The sequence below is a fragment of the Rhodococcus sp. WY5 genome, from assembly GCF_018588185.1.
GTDB lineage: Bacteria > Actinomycetota > Actinomycetes > Mycobacteriales > Mycobacteriaceae > Rhodococcus_F > Rhodococcus_F qingshengii.
Map to the genome: position 1 here is coordinate 1,155,804 of NZ_JAAMPR010000001.1, position 21,395 is coordinate 1,177,198.

The 21,395-nt window shown below is 61.5% G+C and carries 22 protein-coding genes; 11 read left to right on the top strand and 11 right to left on the bottom strand.

Going from position 1 to position 21,395, the window contains the following annotated elements; all coding sequences use genetic code 11:
• Positions 1-58 precede the first annotated feature (58 nt).
• The 5 genes from G4D79_RS05225 to dnaA all read right to left on the bottom strand — a co-directional run bounded on the left by G4D79_RS05225 (position 59) and on the right by dnaA (position 6,111).
• The gene (locus G4D79_RS05225; protein ID WP_003942471.1) at positions 59-604 is read right to left on the bottom strand and encodes a DUF721 family protein; all 546 of its coding nucleotides are present in this window, start codon (positions 602-604) and stop codon (positions 59-61) included.
• On the bottom strand, positions 597-1,826 hold the full coding sequence (gene recF / locus G4D79_RS05230) for a DNA replication/repair protein RecF (RefSeq protein ID WP_058036936.1): 1,230 nt from the start codon (positions 1,824-1,826) through the stop codon (positions 597-599). The genes G4D79_RS05225 and recF overlap by 8 nt, the downstream gene beginning before the upstream one ends.
• Entirely contained in the window at positions 1,827-2,735 is a 909-nt protein-coding gene (gene gnd / locus G4D79_RS05235; protein ID WP_042453377.1) for a phosphogluconate dehydrogenase (NAD(+)-dependent, decarboxylating), read from the bottom strand.
• Between the two features lie 44 nt (positions 2,736-2,779).
• Positions 2,780-3,964 (bottom strand): DNA polymerase III subunit beta, encoded by a 1,185-nt coding sequence (dnaN, locus tag G4D79_RS05240; protein ID WP_007729165.1) that lies wholly within the window; start codon positions 3,962-3,964, stop codon positions 2,780-2,782.
• A gap of 584 nt (positions 3,965-4,548) precedes the next feature.
• On the bottom strand, positions 4,549-6,111 hold the full coding sequence (gene dnaA, locus G4D79_RS05245) for a chromosomal replication initiator protein DnaA (RefSeq protein WP_003942491.1): 1,563 nt from the start codon (positions 6,109-6,111) through the stop codon (positions 4,549-4,551).
• Positions 6,112-6,891: 780 nt separating this feature from the next.
• On the opposite strand from dnaA, the gene rpmH reads away from it, so the two are divergent.
• From rpmH to G4D79_RS05275, 6 genes are all read left to right on the top strand, one after another.
• Positions 6,892-7,035 (top strand): 50S ribosomal protein L34, encoded by a 144-nt coding sequence (gene rpmH, locus G4D79_RS05250; protein WP_003942540.1) that lies wholly within the window; start codon positions 6,892-6,894, stop codon positions 7,033-7,035.
• Positions 7,036-7,061: 26 nt separating this feature from the next.
• Positions 7,062-7,442, top strand: a complete 381-nt coding sequence (rnpA, locus tag G4D79_RS05255; protein WP_019746209.1) for a ribonuclease P protein component — start codon at positions 7,062-7,064, stop codon at positions 7,440-7,442.
• Positions 7,439-7,819: a membrane protein insertion efficiency factor YidD gene (gene yidD, locus G4D79_RS05260; RefSeq protein ID WP_007729147.1), complete on the top strand. Its 381-nt coding sequence runs from the start codon at positions 7,439-7,441 to the stop codon at positions 7,817-7,819. The genes rnpA and yidD overlap by 4 nt, the downstream gene beginning before the upstream one ends.
• A 4-nt stretch (positions 7,820-7,823) precedes the next feature.
• Positions 7,824-8,930: a membrane protein insertase YidC gene (gene yidC, locus G4D79_RS05265; protein WP_003942570.1), complete on the top strand. Its 1,107-nt coding sequence runs from the start codon at positions 7,824-7,826 to the stop codon at positions 8,928-8,930.
• A gap of 20 nt (positions 8,931-8,950) precedes the next feature.
• Positions 8,951-9,514 carry a protein jag gene (locus G4D79_RS05270; protein WP_003942504.1) on the top strand — a complete coding sequence of 188 codons (564 nt, stop codon included), beginning with the start codon at positions 8,951-8,953 and terminating at the stop codon, positions 9,512-9,514.
• 180 nt (positions 9,515-9,694) lie between these two features.
• Positions 9,695-10,624: a GNAT family N-acetyltransferase gene (locus tag G4D79_RS05275; protein ID WP_198531528.1), complete on the top strand. Its 930-nt coding sequence runs from the start codon at positions 9,695-9,697 to the stop codon at positions 10,622-10,624.
• 586 nt (positions 10,625-11,210) lie between these two features.
• On the opposite strand, the gene G4D79_RS05280 is transcribed toward G4D79_RS05275, so the two are convergent.
• Positions 11,211-11,573, bottom strand: a complete 363-nt coding sequence (locus G4D79_RS05280) for a hypothetical protein (protein WP_141695784.1) — start codon at positions 11,571-11,573, stop codon at positions 11,211-11,213.
• A 612-nt stretch (positions 11,574-12,185) separates the two neighbouring features.
• Between G4D79_RS05280 and rsmG the strand changes: the two genes are divergently transcribed.
• The 4 genes from rsmG to G4D79_RS05300 all read left to right on the top strand — a co-directional run bounded on the left by rsmG (position 12,186) and on the right by G4D79_RS05300 (position 15,930).
• The gene (gene rsmG / locus G4D79_RS05285; RefSeq protein WP_180279548.1) at positions 12,186-12,866 is read left to right on the top strand and encodes a 16S rRNA (guanine(527)-N(7))-methyltransferase RsmG; all 681 of its coding nucleotides are present in this window, start codon (positions 12,186-12,188) and stop codon (positions 12,864-12,866) included.
• Positions 12,867-12,947: 81 nt separating this feature from the next.
• On the top strand, positions 12,948-13,949 hold the full coding sequence (locus G4D79_RS05290; RefSeq protein WP_003942510.1) for a ParA family protein: 1,002 nt from the start codon (positions 12,948-12,950) through the stop codon (positions 13,947-13,949).
• Position 13,950: 1 nt separating this feature from the next.
• Positions 13,951-14,991, top strand: coding sequence for a ParB/RepB/Spo0J family partition protein (locus G4D79_RS05295; RefSeq protein WP_054188731.1), 1,041 nt, complete (start codon positions 13,951-13,953; stop codon positions 14,989-14,991).
• A 255-nt stretch (positions 14,992-15,246) separates the two neighbouring features.
• Positions 15,247-15,930, top strand: a complete 684-nt coding sequence (locus G4D79_RS05300) for a hypothetical protein (RefSeq protein WP_099696891.1) — start codon at positions 15,247-15,249, stop codon at positions 15,928-15,930.
• Positions 15,931-15,950: 20 nt separating this feature from the next.
• Here the strand turns inward: G4D79_RS05300 and G4D79_RS05305 are convergent, their stop codons facing one another.
• The 4 genes from G4D79_RS05305 to nox form a co-directional block, all read right to left on the bottom strand.
• Positions 15,951-17,141, bottom strand: a complete 1,191-nt coding sequence (locus G4D79_RS05305; protein ID WP_003942558.1) for an N-acetylmuramoyl-L-alanine amidase — start codon at positions 17,139-17,141, stop codon at positions 15,951-15,953.
• A 128-nt stretch (positions 17,142-17,269) separates the two neighbouring features.
• A complete protein-coding gene (gene trxA, locus G4D79_RS05310; protein WP_003942530.1) occupies positions 17,270-17,593 on the bottom strand; it encodes a thioredoxin in 324 nt (107 codons plus the stop codon).
• Positions 17,594-17,631: 38 nt separating this feature from the next.
• On the bottom strand, positions 17,632-18,639 hold the full coding sequence (gene trxB, locus G4D79_RS05315) for a thioredoxin-disulfide reductase (RefSeq protein ID WP_003942521.1): 1,008 nt from the start codon (positions 18,637-18,639) through the stop codon (positions 17,632-17,634).
• A 131-nt stretch (positions 18,640-18,770) separates the two neighbouring features.
• Entirely contained in the window at positions 18,771-19,982 is a 1,212-nt protein-coding gene (gene nox / locus G4D79_RS05320; protein WP_064075696.1) for a 4,4'-dithiodibutanoate disulfide reductase, read from the bottom strand.
• Between the two features lie 98 nt (positions 19,983-20,080).
• Here nox and G4D79_RS05325 point away from each other — a divergent pair, with 98 nt between their 5' ends.
• Entirely contained in the window at positions 20,081-20,647 is a 567-nt protein-coding gene (locus tag G4D79_RS05325) for a helix-turn-helix domain-containing protein (RefSeq protein ID WP_054781440.1), read from the top strand.
• A gap of 9 nt (positions 20,648-20,656) precedes the next feature.
• On the opposite strand, the gene G4D79_RS05330 is transcribed toward G4D79_RS05325, so the two are convergent.
• Positions 20,657-21,373, bottom strand: coding sequence for a hypothetical protein (locus tag G4D79_RS05330; protein WP_075835075.1), 717 nt, complete (start codon positions 21,371-21,373; stop codon positions 20,657-20,659).
• Positions 21,374-21,395 lie beyond the last annotated feature (22 nt).

A 21,395-nucleotide genomic window follows, 5' to 3' on the forward strand; every position in this document is an offset into this window, starting at 1 on the left:
GCGAGTTTTAACTGTAACACGAAGTAATAGGTAGAACCAGGGCCTGGTTGAGTTTTCCTCAGCCGTACGTATCGCGAGGTCCGCGGCCTTTCACATGCCTTTCTCCCTTGCGCCAGCTAGGCGCACTCGGACCGGTGATCCGCAGTGTCTTCACGACGCCGTCACCGACGGCAGCAGCGATCTTGGCCAGAATCTGGGACTGCATCATGCGCAACTGGGTAGCCCACGCCGTCGACTCGGCGGAGATGCTGAGAACACCTTCTTTCAGAGAAATCGGCTCGGCGTGCGCGGAGATGTCTTCTCCGACGACCTGCGGCCACCGACCGAGGACCGTGCCCTCGGACACCTTGGGGGACCACCCACGCGATTTGGAGATAGCGCTGGTGAGAGCACCGAACGGCTGAGGGTCCCGCGCATCCGGGCCGGGGCCGGACCAACCGCTGCGTCGACGCGGTCGGCCACTTCCGTATTTGGGCGACGATCGCCCCTGCCCGACGGCCTTGCCGTTGGCCTTTGCCGTCGCGCGTGCCTCCTCGAGGGCACGGCGCGCCAGATCGATCCCTTTGAGCTCGGGCTCCGGAGCCGCGCTGCTGTCTTCAGTCATCGAACTCGACCTCCTGATCTGTCGAGCCTACGGGCACTATCCGGGATATCCGACCGTCTCCGGTATCGGAGGCTTCGACGCCGAACTTGGCCGCCTCGAGTTCGTCCGGTACGTCCTCGGGAACGGCGGCCGTGATCAGCACCTGTTCGGCGGTGGCTGCAACGGTGGCGAGCGCACGACGCCGACGACGGTCCAATTCCGCGAAGACATCGTCGAGCATCAGGACCGGGTCGCTGCCGTCGGCGCGCAACAGGGCAAAACCTGCCAGCCGCAGCGAAAGCGCGAAAGACCACGATTCACCATGGCTTGCAAAGCCTTTCGCCGGGCTGTCACCGAGAATCAGCTCCAGATCGTCCCGATGCGGACCGACCAGACACACTCCGCGATCGATTTCCTTCGACCTCATCTGCGCCAACTCAAGGTGGAATCTCTCCTCGAGGTACGCAACGTCGTCGATACCGGAAATCCTTGCAGGATCGGTGAATTCGGGATCCAACGAGGACCCCAGACTGCTCTTGTATCGAATCGACGCCGGCCGGGATTCGGGTGCGATGGAACGATACGACTCCGCCAGATGCGGCGCCAGATCATGGACCAACTCGAGGCGCCCGGCCAACAATTGTGCGCCGTGAGCGGCCAGATGCCCGTCCCACACCTCGAGGGTGGAGAGGACGTTGTCGGACTCACCACCACGAGAACCGCGACGCAAAGCCGCACCAGCAGTTTTGAGTAGGGCTGAGCGCTGACGCAGCACTTTGTCGTAATCCGCACGGACAGCAGCCATTCGGGGAATCCGCGACGTCAACAACTCGTCGAGATAGCGTCGACGATCACCAGGATCACCACGTACCAACGACAGATCTTCCGGCGCGAACATCACCGACTGCAAAATCCCCAGCACTTCGCGTGGGCGTCGCGTCGGAGACTGATTTATCCTGGCGCGGTTGGACTTTCCCTCGATCAGTTCGACGTCGATGGTCAGTTCGCGCCCGTTGTTGACCACCGTTGCACCGGCAAAAGCACTGGTCGAACCGCTGCGGATCATCGGTGCATCCGTGGACACTCGATGAGACGACAGCGTCGACAGATACCCGAGTGACTCGAGGACGTTCGTCTTACCGTGCCCGTTGGAACCGAGGAACACGGTTGTTCCCGGCGTGAGGTCAAGCGTCAGCGAATCCCAGGATCGGAAGTCACGCAGCGAAAATCTACGAACGAACACTTAGCTTCCAGAAGCCGAATTCTTGGGCGAGGCGCTCTTGACGGCGTGACCACCGAACTGATTGCGCAAGGCCGACACCGCCTTCATGGCCGGTGAATCATCCTGTCGTGAAGCAAATCTCGCGAACAGAGCAGCGGAGATGACGGGAGCGGGGACAGCGTGCTTGATGGCTTCCTCTACCGTCCAGCGGCCCTCACCGGAATCCTCGGTATAGCCCGTGATCTGCGCAAGCTCCGGATCCTCCTCGAGGGCGTCGACAAGCAGATCGAGCAACCACGAACGTACGACGGTTCCCTTCGACCAAGCTCGGAGAACACCGGGAACGTCCGCGATCAGGCTTTCCGCCTCGAGGAGCTCGTACCCCTCGGCATACGCCTGCATCAGGCCGTATTCGATGCCGTTGTGCACCATCTTCGCGTAATGACCAGCACCGACGGGGCCGGCGTGGACAAAGCCGTCTGCAGCGTCGCCGTCGGGGCGCAGAGCGTCGAAGATCGGCATTGCCTTCGCCACGTCGGTCTCGGATCCGCCCACCATCAGGCCGTAGCCGTTCTCACGGCCCCAGATGCCACCGGAGACACCGCAGTCGAGGAAACCGATCCCACGGGCACCCAACAACTCGGCATGGACAGCGTCGTCGGTGAAGCGAGAGTTTCCACCGTCGATGACCAGATCGCCGCCCTCGAGGGCATCCGCCAGTTCGGCAATGGTGCTCTGGGTGATGTCACCGGCCGGAACCATCACCCAGACGACTCTAGGTCCCTCGAGGGAAGCAGCGAGTTCGGCAAGAGACTCGACGTCGGTGACTTCCGGTCGAGGGTCGTATCCGATCACCTCGAGGCCATGCGCGCGCAAGCGCTCACGCATGTTGAAGCCCATCTTGCCGAGACCTACGAGTCCGATCTTCATACTGTTCTCCCTGGTCAGGCGCGAACTGAAGTGCGGGGTTCCACTCAGCCCGGAAGGCGAACCGGCATCAGCAGGTACGTGTACTCGCTCGAGGGCGCAGCGAAGTTACCGGACTCGTCTGCCGTGGGCTCTTCCTCGGCCGCGGGGCGAAGAACAGCCGGACGGCTGGGAGTGGTGAAGCCGAACAGAACGTTTTCGCTGTGAAGCGAATTCAACCCGTCGATCAGGTAACCGGGGTTGAACGCAATGGTGAGTGCTTCGCCCTGGAACGACGCGTTGAGCGTCTCTTCCGCGCGGCCGGCGTCGTCGCCACCCGCAGAGAGGAGCAGGCCGTCAGCGGAGAACTGCATGCGAACCTGTGCGCCACGCTCGGCGACGAGTGCTACACGCTTGATGGCTTCGATGAGAGGCGTGACCTCGACCGTTGCCATCGCGGTGTGCTGAGCGGGCAGCAACTGACGGAACTTCGGGAACTCGGCGTCGAGGAGGCGCGTCGTGGTGCGGCGTCCGTCGTTGACGATGCCGAGGAGTCCGTCGTTTCCGATGGTCGTACCGGAACCGAGAGCCAACTCGACCGGCGAATTTGCATTGCCGGCAAGCGTTTTCGCGGACTCGGACAGAGTCTTGGCCGGGATGAGAACAGCAGCCTGGACGTCGGGATTGGCCGGAGTCCACTCGAGTTCACGCACGGCGAGACGGAAGCGGTCGGTAGCGGCGAGGACGATCGAATTCTGTTCGATCTCGACACGGATACCCGTGAGCATCGGAAGGGTGTCGTCCTTGCCGGCTGCAACGGCTACCTGGCTGATGGCTTCGGAGAACAGGTCGACGGGAATGGACCCGGACTGCTGCGGAAGCGTCGGAAGCTGGGGGTAGTCCTCGACCGGCATCGTAGGCAGGGAGAACTTGGCGCTTCCGCAGGAGATGAGCACGCGAGTGCCCTCGAGGGTCACATCGACCGGCTTGTTGGGAAGCGACTTGGTGATATCTGCGAGGAGGCGACCGGAGACGAGTGCCTGACCTGCAGTTGTGACATCTGCCGAGACGCGGACCTGCGCGGATACCTCGTAGTCGAACCCGGAAACGGTGAGGCCGGCTTCGGTTGCGTCGAGAAGAACTCCGCCGAGAACCGGCACGGGCGGCCTCGAGGGCAGGCTACGAGCAACCCACGCTACTGAATCAGCGAACTCTTCCCGGGAAACGCGAAACTTCAGGCTTCCAAGCTCCATCGCCGGGTTATTCCTCTCGGTAGGCATGTTCGTCTGCTGCGGATCTGCATCAGCTCACTTGAAGTCTGACACAGACCAAGCGATGCCCACCGTATGCCCTCGAGGGCGCAAGTGGAAAGCCGAAGCCGCGGCGAGCGCAGCCTGAGGCGAGGTTCTCAACAGGAGTTGTCCCCAGAACTATTTTCAAAGAGCTTTTCCTAGGAAATTCTCAGTAGTAGTAATAAGTCCTGTGCAATCTGTGGAGCAACAGTTGTCGACGCTGGTAGGTCCCCTCGAGGGCCTGTGCACTTCTCGAGGACAGACTCGAGGACCAATCGACCCCCTCTGTGCACTCTCTGAAAGTTTTCGGATTCCTCCTCGAGAACTCCACAGACTTTCGGAGTTATCAACACACTTATCCACAGATGTGAATACTTTTCACAAGAAACGAAGAGTTTGTTCTCATCGGCGTGTCTGACTCCGGCGTGTCGTCCCTCGAGGTGGACAACCGCCCTCGAGGGGACCGCACGTGGAACCCTTCGAATACACCGATGCCGCTCGAGGGAACCTCTGCCTCGAGCGGCATCGATCGAAATAAGTGCAGGTCAACGCTTGGAGCGCTGCTTGATCCTTGCGGTCAACTCCTGAACCTGGTCGTACACCTTGCGGCGTTCCGTCATTTCCTTACGGATCTTCTTGTCGGCGTACATGACCGTCGTGTGGTCACGGCCGAACGTCTGACCGATCTTCGGCAAGGACAAATCAGTGAGCTCACGGCACAAATACATCGAGATCTGGCGGGCCTGAGCGAGTGGCCGGGCCTTACCCGGCCCACACAGGTCGTCGATCGACATGTTGAAGTATTCGGCCGTCACCGCCATGATCGTCGCCGCGTTGATCTCGAGGCTCGACGAATCGGGCATCAGATCGCGCAGGACCACCTCGGCCAACGTCAGATCCAACGGCTGGCGGTTGAGCGAGGCAAAAGCGGTGACGCGGATCAACGCGCCCTCGAGTTCACGAATGTTGCGCTCGATACGGCTGGCGATCAACTCGAGGACGTCGTGCGGGACCTCGAGGCGATCCATCCTCGCCTTCTTGCTCAGAATCGCGATACGCGTCTCGAGCTCAGGCGGCTGAACGTCGGTGATCAGGCCCCATTCGAAGCGCGTCCGCAGACGCTCCTCGAGGGTTGCCAACTGTTTGGGCGGACGGTCCGAGGAAACGACGATCTGCTTGTTCGCGTTGTGCAAGGTGTTGAAGGTATGGAAGAACTCCTCCTGAATACCTTCCTTGCCTTCGATGAACTGGATGTCGTCGACCAGCAGGACATCCGTTTCCCGGTAGCGACGCTTGAACGCGACCTTGCGGTCGTCACGAAGACTGTTGATGAAGTCGTTGGTGAATTCTTCGGTCGAGACGTACTTGACCCGCATGCCGGGGAACAGTCGCTGTGCGTAGTGGCCGGCGGCGTGAAGAAGGTGCGTCTTGCCCAGGCCCGAAGCTCCCCAGATGAACAAGGGGTTGTAGGCACGCGCCGGCGCCTCCGCGATCGCGACGGCAGCGGCATGAGCGAATCGGTTGGACGATCCGATCACAAAAGTGTCGAAGGTGTACTTCGCGTTGAGGCTGTTGGCGCCGGACCCCGAAGCAGAAGGAGTAGCGGGCGGCTTCGTGAAGTACGACGGCCACGATTCGTGAACGCTCGCGAGTGCTTCGCGGTCGTCGTCGACTTCTTCGGTCTCGGCAGTCTCGGAGTCCGAAGGTTCGCCGTCGCCTTCGGTGAATCTGCGCCGACGGTATGCGCCCGATGAGTTGACCGACTCGAACTGACGGCTGCCCGTGCGCTCCTCGACCGGTTCGGCGGGTGCGTCGGCATCGTCTTCGAGTGCGATGCGGACACCGAGTCCCTCGACCTGGCCGCCGAGGTGGCGTCCGAGTGCCTGCAGGATCGGCTCGCGTAGATCGCGCTCGATCGTCTCTTGAGCAAATGGCGATGGAACCGAGAGGAGTGCAAAACCCTGAGCAAGTGTGAGAGGCCTCACCAGACGGACAAATGCCTTCTGCTTGCTGCTCAAAGCCGGAAGATTACTTCCGGGGTCATCACTCGTGAGTTCTGCAACCACGTCGACCCAGACCCGTGCGAGCGCGTTGGGATCGTCGTTCACGTGGTTCCTTCCCGTGTTTCGCCGACAGTGGGTGTGCTGCAGCTGCCGAGCGTATGGCTGCGGCGTCGAATGATTCGGTGGATTACCACCCGGGGTGAGAACCCCGTAACAGGCTACGAATATGCCACCTGGGCTGTGTTTCCACACAATTATCCACAGATGTGGACAAACCTGCACTGAGTCGGTTTTTTCGTCAACCAAATTCGTCAAAGTGATCGAGAAATTGATCTACCTGCAACTTTGTCGGAACTCGAGGCGTTCGCCACTTGGTGTCGGGGATGCGTCAACACTCACAGCCCTGTGGATGAATGTGGAAACTCGGGATTCGGGGTCGCGTCCGGCGCTCGTGCCCGTATGTGCTGATGAGGCCTTGTCGAGAGCATGCGCCGGTGGAACTGTCCGGGTTGCCTTCGGGTCACCTGCAGTCCGTAGCGGAACTGTTGCCAAGGTCACACTTGCCGCCTCGCTCGAGGTCACGGCCGTATGCACACTGTGAATGGAATCTGCGGAATGATGTAAGTATCGGCGTGTCGCCGTGGTTGCCGCGGGAGGGCTCCGAATCGGGCTGGTTTGACCTTGGCAACGGTGGTAAGTAACCTCGAACGGTCACCCGCTGGTGGTGATCGCTTCGTGCTGGCTACATATGTCAGGTCGGATCGGTCTTCCAAGCCACAACGAGTGAAGTTGATTGTTCTGTACCTGTTGGATCCAAAGGCGCCGTAAGGCGTCGATCACTGAATGACGCCGGGAGGCGTCAATGAACTTCGAGGAGTGTTGACCGTGGCCAAGGGCAAGCGGACGTTCCAGCCGAATAATCGCCGCCGCGCGCGTGTTCACGGCTTCCGTCTTCGTATGCGTACCCGTGCGGGTCGTGCAATCGTTTCGGCGCGTCGCCGTAAGGGCCGCGATTCCCTCACCGCCTGATCTGATTTCGAGTTCAGGAGCTCGGGGTGTTGCCTGAGCCGTCTCGGTTGCGTCGCCACGCGGATTTCTCCGTGGCGGTGCGACGCGGGCGTCGTATGGGAAGACGCGACCTTGTCGTGCACGCGTTCGATCGCGAGCAAGTAGAGGCGCTGGTAGTAACAAATCACGGTCCCCGTTTCGGGCTGATCGTGAGCAAGGCTGTCGGGCCGGCGGTGATTCGACATCGAGTCGCACGCCGGCTTCGTCATATCTGTGCAGATTTCGTCGGGCAGGTTTCGCCGGAGACGGACGTGGTTATCCGCGCACTTCCGGGTGCAGCTACCGCCAGTTCAGCCGAACTGGCCAAGCAGTTGCGCGGGGGCCTGACCAAAATGAACCTATTGGTGTCGGTAAGTGAAGAGCCATGAGTACTCCTCTCTCTGAGCAGATCGAGACTCCCAGAGCCTCCCGTGTCATCACGGTGTTGAAGGCTGTGCGTCGCGCTCCCGCCACTGTTCTCATCTTCTGTATCGAGTTGTACCGGACGTATGTGTCGCCCTTGAGGATGCCGACCTGCCGGTTCACCCCCACCTGCAGTGAATACGCAGTCGAAGCGCTGCGCACTCACGGGGCGATCAAAGGCCTTTTCTTGACTGTGGTGCGGTTGGCGAAGTGTGCCCCCTGGCATTCTGGAGGGTGGGACCCTGTCCCTGCCCGTCGTGACCGTGATGCGGGTAGCCGCCATAGCTGTCCGGAAGCACGCGCAGCGTGTCACAGTCCGACGGACGAACAGAGGAGTACTTAGAGCCGTGCTCAATTTCATCTACTATCCGGTATCCGCGATTCTGTGGGTCTGGCACAAGGTCTTCGGGTTCATTCTCGGCCCGGACAACGGAATAGCCTGGGCGCTTTCCGTGGTGTTCCTGGTGTTCACCTTGCGTGCGGTTCTGTACAAGCCGTTCGTGAAGCAGGTCCGCACGACGCGTCAGATGCAGGAACTGCAGCCACAGATCAAGGCATTGCAGAAGAAGTATTCGGGCGACCGTCAGCGCCAGGCCGTCGAGATGCAGAAGCTCCAGAAGGAGCACGGATTCAACCCGATCATGGGCTGTCTCCCGGTCTTGGCTCAGGCTCCGGTGTTCATCGGTCTGTTCCACGTCCTGCGCTCGTTCAACCGCACCGGCACCGGCATGGGCCAGCTGGGCATGAGCGCCGAGGACAACCTCAACACCCCGAACTACGTCTTCTCGGCCACTGACGTCCAGTCGTTCCTGGATGCTCGTCTGTTCGGCGCGCCCATCTCGGCCGCGATCACGACGCCGGTTGCGCAGCTTCAGGCCTACGTCACCGAGAACGTTCCCGAGCTTCCGTCACGGCTGAACATCATCCTCGTGGCCGCTCCGCTGATGATCATCGCCAGCATCGCGACGCACTTCAACTCACGCGCTTCTGTTGCCCGTCAGAGCGAAGCAGCTGCCGCGAACCCGCAGTCCGCGATCATGAACAAGCTCGCCCTGTACGTCTTCCCGCTCGGTGTTCTGGTCGGTGGACCGTTCCTTCCGATCGCGATCCTCCTGTACTGGGTGTCGAACAACATCTGGACCTACGGTCAGCAGCACCTCGTCTTCCGCAAGATCGACGCGGAAGAAGAAGCCAAGAAGCAGGAAGCGATCACTCGCCGCAACGACAATGCGCCCAAGCCCGGTGCCCGTCCCGATCCCAGCAAGAAGAAGGGATCTCCGGCTGCGCTGAAGACCGCGGATTCAGCCGACGACGACGGTGACGCCCCGGAAGTTTCGCTCAAGAAGCCACAGCCGAAGCCCTCGGGTTCCAGTGGTGGTTCCACGTCGAAACCGAAACAGAACCGGCCACAGAGCAACCGCGGCAACTCCCCCAAGCGCAATAAACGGCGCTGATCCAGGAAAGAGAACGACCAATGTCCAGTGAAGCTGACATCGTTGTGGATGGAGAGAACGCAGACGTGAGCACCGAGACCACTGCGCCGGTTACCGATGTGGATGTAGACATCGACGATTCCGATGACGACCTGATCGAAGAGGGCGAGATCGCCGGCGACTACCTCGAGCAGTTGCTCGACGTTCTCGATTTCGACGGAGACATCGACCTTGACGTCGAGGGCGATCGGGCGATCGTCAGCATCGACGGCGGCGACGACCTGACCAAGCTTGTGGGACGTAAGGGTGAGGTTCTGGATGCTCTCCAAGAGCTGACTCGTCTGGCTGTTCAACAGTCGACCGGCGAGCGCAGCCGCTTGATGCTCGACATCGCCGGATGGCGGGCGGGCCGCCGCGAGGCACTCAGTGCTCTCGGTGCGGAAGCTGCACAGCGTGTTCTCGAGACCGGCGAACGCGAAGAGCTTGCTCCGATGACGCCGTTCGAACGCAAGATCGTGCACGACGCCGTCGCCAAGGTCGCCGGTGTTTCCAGCGAGAGCGAAGGCGCTGAGCCGTCTCGCCGAGTAGTTGTCCTCAAGGACTGACACTCCCCCCTTGATCGAATGCGGGCCCCGGATTTTCCGGGGCCCGCTTTTGTGTCCGAGAGTGTTTCACGTGAAACCGAATCCGGCGGCACGGTGAAGGTCAGGTGCCTATCGTTGTCGACACGGCCTATCTCTATTTCGGAACCTGTCGTCAATGAAGCGTCGTGAAGGGAAGCAATCTTGCTGATACGACCCGCGACACGGGCCGAGCTGGAAGAGCCCGTGGGGTTCGCGATGAACGATCCGGTCGAGTTCGTCGACACTGACTCGCTCCGGGAAGAGGTGGCGGCCGGACGGCTTCGTCCGGAATGGAGTTGGTTCGCCGTTGACGGCTCCAGGATCGTCGCGCGTGCCCTGTGGTGGGGGCGTGAGGACAGTGAGCGTCCGCTCGCCCTTGATTTCCTGCACGTGCTGGCTGACGTGCCGGATCGTGCTGCGCTTGCCGCCGAACTCATGTCGCGGGCGCACACCGAGTTCCATGCGAAACCTGAGTATGTGCTGGTCGTGCCGACCGCCGGGCAGGACGCGAATTCCGCCGTCGCAGACGCCGTGTCCTGGCGTCGTGAGGCGGCCCAGGCGGCCGGACTGACCGAGATCATCGAGCGGCTGCGTTTCGAGTGGACGCCTGCGGCCGGTGTGCCCGCCCCCTCCGAGCGTCTGACTTTCCGTCCCGCCACCGATGAGGAGTTCCTCGCGGTGTTCCAGCGGGTCGCTGTCGGCAGCCTGGACGTCGCCACGCAACGAGGCATCGCGGCTACGGACATCGTCAGCCAGGCCCGGGACGATCTCGAGTTCTACCGGTCGTGCCCCGGCGAACGATCGTGGTGGCGGCTGGCGGAGACCATGGACGGGACGCTGGTCGGCTTCGCGATCCCGTCCGCGACGCCCTACCACCGCAACGTCGGATACCTCGGAGTAGTGCCCGAGCTACGCGGGTGCCGCTACGTGGACGACATCCTCTGCGAGATCACCCGCTTTCACGCAGCCGATGGCGCCAATCGCATCACCGCGACCACGGACGTACCCAACACACCCATGGCCGCGGCGTTCAAGCGGGCGAACTACCAAGTGACCGAGGTCAGGATGGTGTTCGAGGCCCCGGCGGGCTGATCCGGGCCTCAACCGGAGGTTCGCTGCCGTCGTGCCGGCGCGGGCCTTTCTGTCCAGCTTGTCCGACGGTGTACGGGGTGACGCGGAGACCGCCGTGTACCAGGGGGTAAAGGTGGCCAGGTTCCAACTCGGCCCACATATCCTGCTGCAACGGTGTCGTACGAAAATAGAGGTCTCCAGATCCGGTCACCCGGTCGAGGAAGTGCCACCATCGGTTGCGCGCGCACGGCCGACTTGGCGCATTCGGCGGTACGCTCGGTCACTTGCATCGTCACCACAGCCACGGGGAAGTCGGAACAGAGGAGGTCGGCAGCGACCGAAACTTCGATCCCGAACGTCTCTCACAGGCGGGCGGCGATTCTTGAGAGCCGTCATGCTCAGCTTCATGATTGCCTTCTTGGCTGTCGGCGGGGCACTGTGCATGTTCGGATATTCGATCGACAACATGCCGTACTACATGTGAGCCCCTCCCCTCCCCCAGCGGAAATAGTCGGCCCTTCGTTTCACGTGAAACCGGATCGATGGTTGTTGCCCCGAGCCCTCGATCTCCATCCCAGATTGGTATTGGATGTCTACTGGATGGCGATCACGACCCAATGGCTTCTGGTGTGCCATCGTCAGCGCGAACCCCAACCTGACGGATGCGGCCGTGAACCAACTTCAGCCCGTCACCGTTTGCTTGCTCGATCATCGCGATCTGTGGGGCTTCGGCGCCTAGATCGGATCGTCTTCGGATATTTCGAATGTCGCGAACGGTTCGTCGTGCGCCGGAGTCGACGAACCGTTCCGGAGATGCCAACTGGCGGATCTCGTGCTCGAGTCCCACCCAGTGTCGAGCCGGCATGGAACGACGGTGCAGTTCGATGAAGAAATTTATGTGGTGCGGATTGCTCAATGCATCTGCGACGGAGTCGAGGGCGAGCCCAATGCTGCGGAGTGCGTTCACCATCAGTCCACAGGAGAGGGTGAACTCTCCGATGCGCATCCTGTGGAGCGAAGCTTCTTGGATTGATTCGCGGTTTGTGATGCCAAGCCTCCGGCGTCCCGCAACAGGTGTGTCAAGCCGACGGATGTATGGCTCGCAACAACCGGCGATGAGATACCGAAGCTGTCCGAGATCTGGAATCGAAGTCTGTTTTCCGAGTCGACCTACAGAGAGGATCTGACTGACCGAGTCCGTTCTGCAGTCCGACGTCGGCGATCTTTTGCAACGACTTTTTTATCGAAAATTGGTCTTTTTGGGTCAGAATTCCATCCATGTAACTACCCACGGCAGTTTCGTCACTGTGATGATACTAAGAATTGCGCTCCTATCTGCATTCGATCGCCCGGGTATGTTTCACGTGAAACGCGTCGGAATTGGAAGACTTATCAGCGCGATGTTTCACGTGGAACGTGAACCCCTCCCCTCCCCCGCTTGAATTTTGGGCCGAATACTTCCCAAAGAATGAACGAGTCGGCAGACTCACAGCGAGTCGGTGTGCAGAAGCGAACACATGTCGGCTCCAGGGCGGATAATGATTTCGGTCTTGATTGTTGATTTCGCGGTTTACGCGGGAGGATGTTTCACGTGGAACAGAATGGTGCGGCGTCGGTTGACTGGGACGAACAAGAGACTGCGCACGCAGTGTTCGGTGACAGATATGAGATCGCGGAACGGTATTACCAATCCCTGGCGACGGATGGTGTCGAGCGCGGGCTGATTGGTCCCCGTGAAGTCCCTCGACTGTGGGAGCGTCACCTTCTCAATTGTGCCGTCATCGGTGAGTTGATTGCCGAAGGCGAGTCGGTTGTGGACGTTGGAAGCGGCGCCGGCCTACCCGGTATCCCTCTCGCAATCGCCCGCCCGGACTTGAAGGTGACTCTGGTCGAACCGTTGCTTCGACGCTCGGTGTACCTCGCGGAGTTCATCGAGTCCAACGGATTGGACGTATTGGTTGTCCGAGGGAGAGCCGAAGAATCGGGTGTTGTGAAGGAAGCGGGCGGTGCGGACGTGGTCACTTCGCGAGCCGTGGCACCTCTCGAGAAGCTCGCACGTTGGTCCCTCCCCCTCATTCACGAGCACGGCCGGATGTTGGCACTCAAGGGTTCGAGTGCCGCCGAGGAGATCGAGCGAGACCGCACGGCGCTCACCAAGTTGGGCGCAGGTAAGTTGGAAATACTCGAATGTGGAGCCAAGATTCTCCGCACCCCCACTGTTGTGGTGAAGGCCGAACGTCTCCCGAAGCGCCGCCAGCGTTGATGATTTACACGCATGCAATCGAGAGCAATGTACAGATGATGAGAGCACCTAGTGATCGATTCCCAATCGAAGGAGCAGTCAATGTCGGGTCGATCTGAATCCGCCGTTTCACGTGAAACACCGAAGCAGCACACGAGTGCGGGTGCGGATCAGATCGTCAACGACGACGACAATTTCACCGCCCCCTACGCGGCGATCTCCTCGGAGGAGACCCCCATCGGGGCGGCCGCGCATCGAGCGAGCCAAGTGCTTCATCCCCATTCGGTGACGCTGCCGAAGCCGGCGTTCCGCCGCGTGATCACCATCGCGAACCAGAAGGGTGGCGTCGGCAAGACGACGACCACGGTGAACCTTGCGTCGGCGCTCGCTCTTCAAGGGCTCACTGTCCTTGTGGTCGATTTGGACCCTCAGGGCAACGCCAGCACCGCTCTGGGCGTCGTCCATACCTCGGGCACCCCGTCGAGCTACGAGCTGCTCATAGGCGAAGTGAAGGCCCCGGAGGCGATCCAGACCAGCCCGCACAGTGAGCGCCTTCTCTGCATCCCGGCAACGATCGATCTGGCGGGCGCCGAGATCGAATTGGTCTCCATGGTTGCCCGCGAGAATCGACTCAAAGGCGCGCTCAACGACAAGGTGCTCGCAGAGCTTGACGTTGACTTCGTCCTCATCGACTGCCCGCCCTCGCTGGGACTGCTGACCGTCAACGCGATGGTCGCTGCCAAGGAAGTTCTGATCCCGATCCAGTGCGAGTACTACGCCCTCGAGGGGGTCGGTCAGTTGCTCCGCAACATCGAACTCGTCCAGGCTCATCTCAACCCGGATCTGCATGTCTCCACCGTCCTTCTGACGATGTACGACGGGCGCACCAAGCTGGCCGACCAGGTCGCCGAAGAAGTACGCAAGCACTTCGGTGAGGCCGTTCTGCGCGCTGTGATTCCGCGCAGCGTGAAGGTGTCCGAGGCTCCCGGATACGGGATGACAGTTCTCGACTACGACCCGGGTTCACGTGGCGCCATGAGTTACCTCGACGCCGGCCGTGAACTTGCCGCCCGCTCTGCCACCACGACGACCCAGGAGCAGTGAGATGAGTCAAGCACGCAAAGGTGGATTGGGCCGCGGCTTGGCTGCTCTCATCCCCACTGGGCCAGCCACGGCGCCGGGTCTGGGATCGGCTGCAGCGGACGTCGTAATCGGCGTCGACAAGCGCAACCCCTCCCCTCCCCCACCGACCAAGGCGGCCCCGAAAACGCCGAAAGCCACCAAGGCGTCGGCTGCGAAGGCTCCGGTGGAAGCTGAGCCGGAGACCGAACTCGAGCCGACCGGCGCGGTCTATCTCGAGATCGAACCGAGCCTGATCGAGACGAACCCGAAGCAGCCTCGCAGCGTTTTCGACGAGGAAGCACTCGCGGAGTTGGTTCACTCGATCCGCGAGTTCGGCTTGATGCAGCCGATCGTGGTCCGTCGTCACGGTGACAAGTACCAACTTGTCATGGGTGAGCGTCGCTGGCGCGCGAGCCAGGAAGCCGGGCTGGAGAAGATTCCGGCGATCATTCGTGAAACAGATGACGACTCGATGCTGCGCGACGCGCTCCTCGAGAACATCCATCGAGTGCAGTTGAACCCCCTCGAGGAGGCAGCGGCGTATCAGCAGCTGCTCGAGGAGTTCGAAGTCACCCACGAAGAATTGGCCAATCGGATCGGACGTTCGCGTCCCGTCGTGACCAACATGATTCGTCTGCTGAAGCTGCCGGTGGCGGTTCAGCGTCGCGTTGCGGCCGGTGTACTTTCGGCCGGCCATGCTCGCGCACTGCTGTCCCTCGAGGCGGGTGCCGACGCTCAGGAGGTCATGGCGGCGCGCATCGTCGCGGAAGGAATGTCTGTTCGCGCGACGGAGGAAGCAGTCACTCTGGCCAACCGGGCGGATAATGAGATCGCTCCCCCACAGAAGCGCAAGCCCATCGTGATGCCGGGCCTGCAGGATGTGGCCGAGCGGTTGTCGGACTCGTTCGACACTCGGGTGACTGTCAGTCTGGGCAAGCGGAAGGGAAAGATTGTGGTCGAATTCGGCTCGGTCGACGACCTACAACGCATCGTCGGAATGATGGAAGCACAGAAATCCAAGTAGAGAACTCGGATGCCCGTTTGGTGACGTAATCATGATGACCGGGCACACCACCTATTTTCGTCACTGTGACAAATCTAGGTGGTCCGAGCTTCTCGAAATCTTGAACCGGGACGAAAGATGTTGAACAGCAATATATTAGGGCGATCAACTCTCGTGCCACTGCCGACTTGTCGTAGCTGGCCTATCCTGGAGAAGAGAAAAGCAGCGGGCGAGCATCAAAACCGCTTCGGGGACCTACGGAGAGTGAGTTAGTCAGTGTCGACTCACGTCATCACCTCTCTCACACTCGACAGCCTCGATCAGCTTTCCGCCCATGCGCGCCGATGCGTGTTCTGGGAGATGGACCCGGGCGCGCTTCATGACGCCCGAGGATTCTGTGATCAGGAATTCGAGAAGGAAGCCTGGCTGTCGATGGTCATGCTCGAGTGGGGTTCGTGCGGACAGGTCGCCGTCCGCGACGGAAAGCCGATCGGCAGTGCGTTGTACGCCCCTCCCCGCATGATCCCGCGCGCGCAACTGTTTCCCACCAGCCCGGTCAGCTCGGACGCAGTGCTTCTCACAAGCCTTCGCCTCGAGCCCTCGGGCATAGAGGAAGAACTAGGGCCGAGCCTGCTGGCCGCTGTCGTGACAGATCTGGTCCGACGAGGAGTTCGTGCGCTCGAGGCATTCGGTATCCGTAGCGGCGACTTGGGGCCAGCTTCCGACGTGGCCAGTGCAACGGCAGCTCTGGAATGTTCACCCGCAGAATGCATGATCAGTGCCGAGTTCCTCGAGGACTACGGTTTCGAGGTCGTGGCACCGCACCATCGTTATCCGCGCCTTCGTCTCGAACTCAATCGAGATCACGAATGGAAAGTCGACGTCGAAGAAGCCCTCGACCGTCTACTGAAGGCCGCAGCTCTCGAAATGGTGGAGATCAGCGAACTCGCCAGAGTGTGAGCAGGTGCCGACCGCAGGACCTACGAAATGCGGTCGGCTACCGAAAGTTCTTCTGCGAGAAGCTCGGCGAAGGTGAAGGTGCCGGTCGGCTGATCGTCTTGACCCAGTAGGTACAGCCGCTTGACCGAGATCAAGATGGCTTCGGCGATGGTGTCACGCATCCGCGGATTCGTCAGTACCGCAACGTCGGACGCGTTGGACAGGTAGCCGAGATCGATCTGTACCGTCGGCATGTTGGTCAGGCGCAACAACTCCCACGTTCGACCGTGAGTTCTGCAGTCCCGCAACGGAGTTCGCGCAACGATCTCGCGCTGAACGAAACCGGTCAACACCTGCCCGATCATCGAGACCGAACCGTGCGAATTTCCGAAGTGGAAGCTCGCGACGCCGTTCGCCGACGGGCTCGAGTTGCTGTCGCAGCGCAGGGAGATCATCAGATCGGCGTCGAATGCGTTGGACGTCAGCGCGCGCTCGGCCTCGCTCGGATCGGCGTTGTGCGGGCGGGAGAGGAAGGTTTCCATCCCGGTTGCTGCCATCCGCCCCTCGAGGCGCATAGCCAGATCCCACAGGATGTCGGCTTCGGAGATGCCGTTGACGATGGTGCCGGTGGACGGACCACCGAGGCCTGGATCGATGACGATGCGCTTGCCGCCCAGCTGTGGGCCCTTGCGCCTCACCAGCTCCTCTTCGCTGATCGCGTGCGGCGATCCGCCGGTGACGCGAGTTCCCAGCAGTTCCAGCGAACGCAGTGTCTGCGGTCCGCAGATACCGTCGGCGGCGATCCCGATTTCGCGCTGGAAAGACGAGAGAGATTCGTGGGTCTGCGGGCCGAAGAAACCGTCGACCCGACCTGCGTAGAAGCCGAGGTCCTGCAGTTTGGCCTGCAGAGCTGCGACGTCGTCGCCGTACAGCGGCGCAGAAAGCTGGTAAATCAACGTACGGGCGCCCAGGCGGTACGAGGCCTCGCGAAGTGACCGATAGGTGGCCGGGCCCACGATGCCGTCGACAAGGAGCCCACGCTGCTGCTGGAAGGCGCGAACGGCGCTGTCGAGTTGATGATCGAAGATGGCGTCGGGTGCAACCCAGTGGGCACCGTCGGCGCTTTCACGTCGAATACCGGAAGTTCCGTGATGGAGGTATCCCAGCTTCGTCAATGTGCCCCGAATCTCGGCGACGGCCGGGCCGTGATCGCCGTGTCGGAGTCTGTGCATGCGTGAAAGCCTCTCGGATCGGTTAACGAATTCGATCGATGTGCCTGGTCGTAGACCCGATCAGGCACATCGATCGATTATCTCAGAAATTCTGTGGATTGCGAGAATCCACGATGCTCATCCAGCCGTCAGAGAACGTCTGCGAGGTCCTTGAGCAGTGCGGCCTTGCCCTTGGCGCCGACGATCGTCTTGATCGGCTTGCCGTCCTTGAACAGGATCATCGTCGGGATCGACATGACCTGGAAATCGCGGGCGGCCGCCGGGTTGGCGTCGATGTCGAGCTTTGCGACGGTCAGCTTCTCGCTGTTCTCACCGGCGATCTCCTCGAGTACCGGGGCGACCATCTTGCACGGGCCGCACCAGGTTGCCCAGAAATCGACCAGAACGGGCTTGTCGCTGCCCAGGACGTCCTGCTTGAAGGAATCGTCGGTGATGGTGACGGTATTCGACACTGTTACTCCTCGAGGGTTGGGTTCGACAGCTTGATGAATCAGGGAGCGCCGACGACGTCGACCGTGTGGCCGGCTGCGTCGAGCGTGTTGGCGGTGATGTCGCCGCGGTCGGCCAGCCAGCGTTCGGCGTCGATTGCTGCGGAGCATCCGGTGCCGGCAGCGGTGATCGCCTGGCGGTACGTGTGATCGACCAGGTCACCGGCAGCGAAGACGCCGTCGACGGAGGTCGCGGTGGAACCGGGAGCGACGCGCACGTATCCGGCGTCGTCGAGATCGACCTGGCCCTTGACGAGCTCACTGCGCGGGTCATGGCCGATGGCGACGAACATGCCGGTGATCTCGAGTGTGGAGGTCTCACCCGTGACGGTGTCACGAACGACGAGCCCGGTGACGCTGTTCTCACCGAGCACCTCGACGGGCTCCGCGTTGGTCAGGAAGCGGATCTTCTCGTTGGCCTTGGCGCGCTCGAGCATGATCCGTGAGGCGCGGAATTCCTCGCGGCGGTGCACCAGGGTGACCGAGCGAGCGAAGCGGGTCAGGAATGTTGCCTCTTCCATCGCGGAGTCGCCGCCGCCGACCACGACGATGTCCTGGTCACGGAAGAAGAAGCCGTCGCAGGTGGCGCAGGCGCTGACGCCGCGGCCGAGGAGGCGTTCTTCACCGGGAATACCGAGGTAACGGGCTGCCGCACCCATGGCGAGGATGATCGCGTGCGCGGCATACGTTTCGCCGTTCGCGACGACCGTCTTGATCGGGCCGCTGAGATCGATCTCTTCGACGTCCTCGGTGCGGATGTCGGTATCGAAGCGAAGTGCCTGCTCACGCATCTGTTCCATCAGGTCGGGGCCCATGATTCCTTCGCGGAATCCGGGGAAGTTCTCGACCTCGGTGGTGGTCATGAGGGCGCCACCGAACTGGGTTCCCTCGAACAGCAGGGGCTGGAGCTCAGCGCGCGCGGTGTAGACACCAGCGGTGTATCCGGCCGGTCCGGAACCGACAATGATGACGTCATGGACCGCGGGCGTGTTTTCCAGCTGGGTGGTCATGCGAGCCTTCCAATAGTGAGTGCAGACCCTCCGCTTCTTGGAGAGCCGTACCGATCAACACCAGGATAAGGGGTGTTGTTCCCGCACTCCGCTGGAAAGTGGCTCACAGCCGGCGGCTCACAGCGCGGGACTCACTGGGCGGGGCGCGGTGCCTCCCGAACCACCAGCGCGTCCCGAACCACACAGCGCGTGCCGGTGTAGATGGTGGGCATGCACTTGTTGCAGTGGATACACAACCCCTCGTCGACGCTCTCGGCTCGGAATTTGTTGACCAGTTGTGGGTCCCTGAGGAGCGCACGCGCCATGGCGACGAATTCGAATCCTTCATCCAGTGCGTGCTCGATGGTGTCGACGCGGTTGATGCCGCCGAGCAGGATCAGTGGCATCCTCAGCGCCTGTCGGAACTGACGGGCGAAGGGCAGGAAGAAGCCCTCCTCGAACGGGTACGTCGGAAAGAGTTTGGGACCGTAGAACTTCAGCCCGTACCCGACGAGTTTGGGTTGGGAGGCGACAAACTCAGCCAGTGGGACCTCGCCACGGAAGAAGTACATTCCGTTGAGAAGTGAACTGCCACCGGTCAATTGCATCGCGTCGAGGTGGCCGTCGGCTTCGAGGATCTGGGCGATCGGCAGGCTCTGGTCGAGCCACAGACCTTTCGGCACCCCATCGGACATGTTGAATTTCGCGGTGACCGCCACGCTGGATCCAGCGGCCCGTCGCACCGCTTCGACGACTCGACGCGGATACTCGGCGCGCTTGGCGACGCTGCCACCGTATCGATCGTGGCGCTTGTTCAGATTGGGGCTCATGAACGAACTGAGGAGGTAGTTGTGGCCGAGATGGACCTCGATGGCGTCGAATCCTGCGTCCACGGCGACGCGAGCGGTCCGTTCGAAGTCGGAGACGACACCGTCGAGTTCGGCGAGTGTCGCGCCCTTGACGAGGCCCATCGCGGGCGGACTCAGCCGGGTCGACGGCGCCAGAGTCTTCGTCTTGTTGGAGAGCGTGTTGGCGACCAGTCCCGCGTGGCCGATCTGCGCCGCAGCAAGTGCGCCTTCGGCGTGGACGGCGTCGGTCAGTCTGCGTAGTCCCGGCAGCGCGCGCTCGTCCATGACAAGGGTGTCGCGGTGGACTCGTCCACCTGGTGAGACGGCGCAATAGGCGACAGTGGTCATCGCGGCCCCGCCGCGGGCCACCTCGGCGTGGAAGTTGATCAGATCGTCCGAGACCGCTCCCCGGGGCATGACGCCCTCGAACGTTGCAGCTTTGACGATGCGGTTGCGCAAGGTCAGAGGGCCGAGACGTGCGGGTTCGAATATCGACGGTGTGGGCGCTGTGGTCATTTTCAACTTCCTGCGGCGGCCTGATCTTTACGATGCCAGTGGACTCGTAACTACGACGATATAGCGCCTACTGCCAATCTGTCCGACAATTCGACACGATGAATGCCACAGGATCAGGTCGCCCACGAGACCCACGCATCGACGACACAGTCCTCGAGGTCACCCGAGCGATGCTCCTCGAGGTCGGTTGGGATCAACTCAGTCTCCGGGCGATCGCGGCACGGGCAGGGGTCAGCCGAGCCTCGATGTCGCGGCGATGGCCGTCGAAGGCACATCTTGTTCTCGGGTCGATCCTGGGGGCGACACCGGACCTGACACCGTTCGAGGGCACCGATCGCGACGGCTGGATCCGTTGGGTGGTGGAGGGAAGTGTTCAGCTCTTCTCCCGTCCCGAGGTTCGCGCCGCGTCGCCAGGATTGCTGGCGGCCCTGCGCGACCACGACGACCTGCGCAACGAATTGTGGCGCGGGTTCAGTGGACCGAGTACGCAACTGTTCCTTCAGAACGCCGAAGATCCTGAATCGGCACTGCTCGATGCCAAGGCCGTGCTGGTATTGGCGGCCGGGGCAGCGATGTTTTCGAGTCTGATAGCGGTCGAGGACGATACAGATGCGCTACGCGAAAGAATCCTCGAGCTCTTACTCCCGGCGGCATCGCCGCGCTGACCGTCGACGTCAGCCGATGTTCTTGACCGACAACGTATTCGGATTCCCGTCGCTGCAGTTGATGCCAACAGTCAGTGCAGTGATCTGACGCGGCTGCGATCCCGTGAAGAGTAGGACTATCGCCGGCGCCCCGTCGATGCGAATCTCGCCGGAACCGAGCAAAGGCCGGCCCTCATCGATGCCGTTGGCGCGTAGGCATCCGGCAAGTTTGGATGGATCATCCAGTGGTCCAAGGTTTTTGGATCCGACGAGTGAGAGCAGAGACGCCGAATCCGGATCGTCGACAGCAGGCGTCGCCGGTGTGCTCGGTTGAGCGACAACACTTTCGGCAGGTTCGGAATCTCGGATTCCGATAACAACGATCACGAAGGCCGCCAACACGGCTGCTGCGGCACCGAGAACCCACGCTTGTGGGCGCCGCCGGAACGGCACGACAGATGCCTCAGCTGGCGGCTCCAGCTGTTCTGACTGTAGATCCAGTGCCGAATTGATTCGCTCGGCAAGCGAATTCGGAATCCGTTCGTGAGAGGCCTCGCGCGAGTTCAGTGTCGCGAGTGATGCCGTGACGCCGTCAAGGGCGGTGACAAATGCATGGGCGTCAGGATCTGCGTGTACCACCGGCCACAGAGCCGCACTGGTTTCGGAATCGAGAACCCCGGCGTGAAGATCTGCGAGTAGGTCTTCCGAAAACGGAGGCGACGGAACGCGAACAGACGGATCTGTCATGAACCCTCCCTCGGCAGTCGGT

What these genes read in the sequence shown, in the direction of transcription:
- nox (WP_064075696.1), bottom strand. Translation starts at nt 19,982, where the DNA reads ATGACCACAGCGCCCACACCGTCGATATTCGAACCCGCACGTCTCGGC.
- G4D79_RS05290 (WP_003942510.1), top strand. Translation starts at nt 12,948, where the DNA reads ATGTCGGGTCGATCTGAATCCGCCGTTTCACGTGAAACACCGAAGCAG.
- dnaN (WP_007729165.1), bottom strand. Translation starts at nt 3,964, where the DNA reads ATGGAGCTTGGAAGCCTGAAGTTTCGCGTTTCCCGGGAAGAGTTCGCT.
- trxB (WP_003942521.1), bottom strand. Translation starts at nt 18,639, where the DNA reads ATGACCACCCAGCTGGAAAACACGCCCGCGGTCCATGACGTCATCATT.
- G4D79_RS05295 (WP_054188731.1), top strand. Translation starts at nt 13,951, where the DNA reads ATGAGTCAAGCACGCAAAGGTGGATTGGGCCGCGGCTTGGCTGCTCTC.
- rsmG (WP_180279548.1), top strand. Translation starts at nt 12,186, where the DNA reads ATGTTTCACGTGGAACAGAATGGTGCGGCGTCGGTTGACTGGGACGAA.
- G4D79_RS05305 (WP_003942558.1), bottom strand. Translation starts at nt 17,141, where the DNA reads ATGCACAGACTCCGACACGGCGATCACGGCCCGGCCGTCGCCGAGATT.
- gnd (WP_042453377.1), bottom strand. Translation starts at nt 2,735, where the DNA reads ATGAAGATCGGACTCGTAGGTCTCGGCAAGATGGGCTTCAACATGCGT.
- yidD (WP_007729147.1), top strand. Translation starts at nt 7,439, where the DNA reads ATGAGTACTCCTCTCTCTGAGCAGATCGAGACTCCCAGAGCCTCCCGT.
- G4D79_RS05280 (WP_141695784.1), bottom strand. Translation starts at nt 11,573, where the DNA reads ATGGTGAACGCACTCCGCAGCATTGGGCTCGCCCTCGACTCCGTCGCA.
- G4D79_RS05330 (WP_075835075.1), bottom strand. Translation starts at nt 21,373, where the DNA reads ATGACAGATCCGTCTGTTCGCGTTCCGTCGCCTCCGTTTTCGGAAGAC.
- G4D79_RS05225 (WP_003942471.1), bottom strand. Translation starts at nt 604, where the DNA reads ATGACTGAAGACAGCAGCGCGGCTCCGGAGCCCGAGCTCAAAGGGATC.
- G4D79_RS05270 (WP_003942504.1), top strand. Translation starts at nt 8,951, where the DNA reads ATGTCCAGTGAAGCTGACATCGTTGTGGATGGAGAGAACGCAGACGTG.
- G4D79_RS05325 (WP_054781440.1), top strand. Translation starts at nt 20,081, where the DNA reads ATGAATGCCACAGGATCAGGTCGCCCACGAGACCCACGCATCGACGAC.